The organism is Chromobacterium sp. ASV23 (genome assembly GCF_016428945.1).
In the GTDB taxonomy this organism is placed as follows: domain Bacteria; phylum Pseudomonadota; class Gammaproteobacteria; order Burkholderiales; family Chromobacteriaceae; genus Chromobacterium; species Chromobacterium sinusclupearum.
In genome coordinates, this window is the sequence record NZ_JAELTR010000106.1 from 1 (window position 1) to 4905 (window position 4905).

A 4905-nucleotide genomic window follows, 5' to 3' on the forward strand; every position below is an offset into this window, starting at 1 on the left:
CCCCCCCCCCCCCCCCCCCCCCCCCCCCCCCCCCCCCCCCCCCCCCCCCCCCTCTTTTGAGTCTCGTGGGCTCGGAGATGTGTATAAGAGACAGGTACTGAATGGTCAGTAATTGCGCTCCGAAATTTGGATGAGAGAAGACGCACAGCCAGAGGAATAAAAAGGACATAACTCTCATTTAATCACCTCGCCAACCTAAGCTAGATCTACATGAGAATATAGTCAGTTTTGTTACAAAACTCCAAAACAGGATGATCGATTCCGCCGAGAAGCAGCAGGTCGGCCTCGACGAGACGATCAAGGCCATGGATGGCGATACCGAGTACCGGCTGTATCGGGCCGGGTGACAGGCCCCCATATGGGGGCCTTTGCTTGACAAATGGAGCCCCGCAAGAGGAACAAGGAAATTTTGGCATCTCCTGCCTGATTGGAAAGCCACTAACTCAAGCGAATCAACATCGGCATCTAGAAGACCGCATGCGCAACATCGCCAGCCAGACCCACTACAACAACGGCATCGCCTATTTGCCGGCGGTCATAAACAAGCTTCCTGATTGAATACGTCGAAAGCAACGCTGATGAGGTTGCAGCCATGACTGGACCATCAGCGTTAGCTCCTTCGGATTCAATTCCAGAACCCGCTTATCATACAACCCGGACAACAGACCTTATTTAGTTGTCTAGTCCCCTCAGGATTTGACTAGGCCAGACAGGCCCTGCGCCTGATCCCACACTTCGCGGTTTCCCACACGCGCCTGATACGATAGGTTCAACGCCGGCAACTCCTTCATCACCTTGTTGCCCGACGCCCCCGTGTTATACGCCTGCACCTCGCCATTACCGCCGTAGAGTAGTATTTGTTGGAGCAGTTGCTGCTCATCGGACTCCAGACGCGCCCCTGGCGCTGCCAAGCCGCCTCCCTGGTGCAAAGCCACCGCTTCGCGCTTCAACTCCGCGTCAAGCATGCCAGTGCGATCCTTGCCGCTCTTGCAGTTCCAGCACGGCACGGCGCCGATCTCATACGCCAACAAGGCGGCGCGCTGCGCTGCTTTGTACGGCTCTCCTCCATCGTGGCGATGCGCCTTGGCGGCCCAGATTGCCTTTAGCTGCCGACTCAGCCACCATACACGGTTGGCATTGTCAGGCTTGGGCTCACGCGCGAGATAGGCGCCCACCCAGCCTTGCGGCTCGGCCTCCATGCGAAGGTCTGCTCCAAGCAACTGCTGCAGCGCCGCCGCGTTGTAGGCATCCGCTTGCGCGTGGCCAAGCTGAAATTTGAGTGCCAGCTCGTTGACGCCAAAGTTAAACGCCGCCACCTCCAGCAGGATGCGAACGGTGCGCGGCTGGCCAGTGGCATCCATCAAGGTCAGCTCCAGCGGCCGTTCCGAACTCAGCGCGTTCCAGGCAGCGACCTGATCATCCAGCATGTCTTTTTCATTCCAGAATCCGCCGGTCACCAAAGAGGTGGACACCAGCTGCAGCGGTACAACCTCTCCCGTCAAAGCGTTGTCCAGCAGCTCAGGCCGAGCAAACAAGGCAGCGGCAACCACCTCGCACGCCCGGTTCTGCGCTCCCTCCCGGCGCGCGATGGAACCCTTCTCCAGCGCGTAGGGAGACAAAATCGCGTGTCGCACGCCCTTGAACAGCGTTTCCCCACTCTGCGCCTTAATCTCCGATGTCCACAGATTGGCGGCATGAGCGGTCTCGCGCGTGGACTCGCAGCACACGCCCTGCCCGCGATACGGAATGGGGAAGATATCCGTATCGCCCAACTTCATTTGCGCAGCCGGCACCATGGTGCAATCGTAACGCTGCCCCCGGTAATCAAAGTGAGTCGACACCGTATTCCACGGACGGGCGTTAAGCACCTGCTGGCTGGCCTCGCGGTATGCTATCTTTGCCTCACGCTGCGCATCCTTGGCTAACATGCCAGCCCGGACCAATCGAGAGGAAATCAGAGCCAACAAATCCTGCTGCAAGCGTTTCGCCCTTTTGAGCTCCTCCCGCGTCGCGGGCCGGTCTTGCTTGAAACGCGACGCTTCCAATTGCTGGGCAAGCTGCCGCAGCTCGGTCGGATCCTCACCCAGACTCCTAAGCGCCTGCGCCGCCGCCTCAATTCGGTTCTGCTGCAAAATGAACAAGGCATGCACAGAACGAGTAGACGGCGAGGCCGGCTGTTGCAATTGCGATAGTAGCGCCATCTCCTTCCCTTCCAAACGCGAGATCCGGAGAGGGATGTCGGCTTGGCGCGTAGCAATGATGGATGCTCCCAAACGACCAGCGCCAACCGGGTGCGCCGAATCACCATGCAAGCGGAACAATTGACGCGCAAAACCAATGACACCAAGTAAGCTCATGACATTTCTCCATTAGTCACACGCTTGCTCCATTGCAAAACGTGCATGGATGCCAATTTTTGCATTATCTGTGATTGCCAAATATCAAAAAAAGCCCATCGTCGCTGCGGAAGCTTGATATCCCGTCAAGTATCATTGACCTAATCTTCCAGCCAACCCTAAAAATTCCAGGGTTTAGCTAAAATAAATCATACACCTTGAACTCAGACCTCCTCTAAAGGACTCATCATGTTCAAATGCATTTTCTTTTTTTGGGGGTTATTTTTAATAGCAATAGCATTTGGAGCGAATGCTAAAATCATTGTCAAAATCGGTTGCTCCAACTTCCCTCCGTATTTTAATGTGGAAAATGGTCTTTGTTTGAGAGGGAAAGGCATCGACAAGATTCGAGAGTTGAACAAGAAACAGAAAAAGTACGACTTCCAGCTCTACGTCACCGCCCCGGCCAGAAAAACCATGGATTTTCAAAACCGGAAGTTTGACATTAGCTTGTACAGCAATATTAATTGGGGTTGGGATAAATCCACCGTTTTTGCCAGTTGCATATTTAGTACCGACCACGAAGTTTTTGTCGCCCGCAAAGACCAGGTTGCTGGCAATAACGCTTATTTCGACGATATCGCGGCTAAGAGAATCGTCGCCATCAATGGCTATCATTATGCCTTTGCCCAGTTCAACGCCGACCGGGAATTCCTGCACAAGCATTTCAATATTGAGTTGACCAACACGCATGAAGGCAACCTTATGGCCGTGGCACTGCGGCGTGCGGATGTGGCTATCGTCACTAAGTCCTTCCTTGACGACTGGCGACGGGAGCATCCAAACTTGTCTCCGGATCTGGTTGAATCGAAAAAATACGATCAGACCTACCAATTTACCGCAGTCGTCAGGAAAGACGGTGTGCTGACTAAGCACGAAATCGACGCACTGCTAGGGTGCGCCCAAAGGTAGCACCTTCTCAGCCTGCGGCCGCTATCACGAATAGAATGACAGCGGCCGCATACGGAAAACGCGCAGGCTGGTGCTTACGGTCTGCGCGGCACCTACCCCGCCCCCAAGTCGCGTATGCTCCATTCATTAGACTGCAGAATGCGGGAGAACTGATCCAAACTATAGCGATGGATGCCAAACGCCCGGCTCAGCCTGCTCCACGCTGTTCGCTCCTCCCGGCTTGTATCGAATAGCCTCGGTCGTCCCGCGCGGGTTGGCGCTGGCATGGTCGAAGATTTTGGGAATGGTTCCACGCGGCACGGTCACCGTCAGCTAGTAATCGAAGCCTGCACCGCCTTTGGGTGCCGTAGGCTGCTCCGTCGGTGAAGAACCACTTCTGCTGCTCGAACGAGCGCGGCCCCTGGGCAAATTTTTCTGATGCCCGCAGCGAATCCGCTTCCGCCCGACTCATATAACATCGGATGGTGACCGAGTTGGTGAAAGCGTCACCGGCCCTGGCAGCCCCCGCGACTCGGGGCGCACCATCAATCACGCGCCCCACCACATCCGCGATACGGTCGACCAGTTCGAGCTTGCCCCGGGTCTTGTACGCTACATCAATCAATGCGTTCAGGTAGTTGGCGTATGCTGTACGCGACTGCGCACTCAAAGCAGCGATCTCCGCCTTGCTCACACCGCTACTGTAGGCCAAGCGCAACTACACACTGCCCCCCTCCACCTCGGCTTTGGCCAGCAGGGCCAAGTCCTGATCCAGCCCCAACGCATGATCTATGTTCGAGCAACTCAACGATGCCGGCAAGCCGAGGGCGAAGTCGAATGACCCCGCCTGTGCCTTGGTATTGCCCAGTATCGCCTCACGTACCTCTTCCAGTTGCCAATGGCCCAGTCACCATATCACAAGACAGCGAGCGCTTATCCCGGCCAGCGTCGCTTGCTGTGCCGCACCCGACGGTAGCAACCTCCTCCTCGACCAACCCTCTCACCGTCACCGCCTCACTGGCCGGCTGGCTAGTCTGCTGCAGCCGCACGGCTCCCAGGCGCTCAGTATCGATCCGCGACAAGCGGTATTGCGGGGTGGCCGTGCCCGCTTGGTACTGCTCCCCCATGGCACGCATGCCCACAGTACGCCGCACCACCTGTTTCAATTCATTGGCCGAGACGTAACTGAACAGACCGATATTGGGATCGTAAAAATGAAAGGTCTTCGCACCTGCGCTGCGCTGTTCATTGTCATCCCCAACATCATCTCATGCGAGCGTTAATCCATGCTGAACAGAGCGCCACTATTAAGATCTTCTAGATGAGCAGCGATCTGCTCTAGTCAATCAGAAAATCTAGAGTGCCCCCTACGGGCGATGGAGCGCCATTACTAGTTGGCCGCGAGATGATAGTTGATAGCCTTTCCTGCCCATGGCAATAAACAGCCTCAGTCTTAGAGATGCCTACCAAGCCAGCCTTCACCTGGCTTACTCCTGTCTCTTATACACATCTCCGAGCCCACGAGACTCCGCCAGTTATCTCGGGGGGGGGGGGGGGGGGGGGGGGGGGGGGGGGGGGGGGGGGGGGGGGGGGGGGGGGGGGGGGGGGGGGGGGGGGG

General features: G+C 56.6%; 4 protein-coding genes. 2 read left to right on the top strand and 2 right to left on the bottom strand.

What is annotated here, in order from left to right:
* Positions 1-689: 689 nt before the first annotated feature.
* Positions 690-2357, bottom strand: a complete 1668-nt coding sequence (locus JHD59_RS21465; protein ID WP_199155761.1) for a type III secretion system effector inositol phosphate phosphatase — start codon at positions 2355-2357, stop codon at positions 690-692.
* A 228-nt stretch (positions 2358-2585) separates the two neighbouring features.
* Here JHD59_RS21465 and JHD59_RS21470 point away from each other — a divergent pair, with 228 nt between their 5' ends.
* Positions 2586-3308 carry an ABC transporter substrate-binding protein gene (locus tag JHD59_RS21470; RefSeq protein ID WP_199155762.1) on the top strand — a complete coding sequence of 241 codons (723 nt, stop codon included), beginning with the start codon at positions 2586-2588 and terminating at the stop codon, positions 3306-3308.
* Positions 3309-3495: 187 nt separating this feature from the next.
* On the opposite strand, the gene JHD59_RS21475 is transcribed toward JHD59_RS21470, so the two are convergent.
* The gene (locus tag JHD59_RS21475; RefSeq protein WP_199155763.1) at positions 3496-3981 is read right to left on the bottom strand and encodes a hypothetical protein; all 486 of its coding nucleotides are present in this window, start codon (positions 3979-3981) and stop codon (positions 3496-3498) included.
* A gap of 737 nt (positions 3982-4718) precedes the next feature.
* Here JHD59_RS21475 and JHD59_RS23230 point away from each other — a divergent pair.
* On the top strand, positions 4719-4905 hold a 187-nt coding region (locus tag JHD59_RS23230), incomplete at its 3' end, for a hypothetical protein (protein ID WP_304492328.1).

What these genes read in the sequence shown, in the direction of transcription:
- JHD59_RS21470 (WP_199155762.1), top strand. Translation starts at nt 2,586, where the DNA reads ATGTTCAAATGCATTTTCTTTTTTTGGGGGTTATTTTTAATAGCAATA.
- JHD59_RS21465 (WP_199155761.1), bottom strand. Translation starts at nt 2,357, where the DNA reads ATGAGCTTACTTGGTGTCATTGGTTTTGCGCGTCAATTGTTCCGCTTG.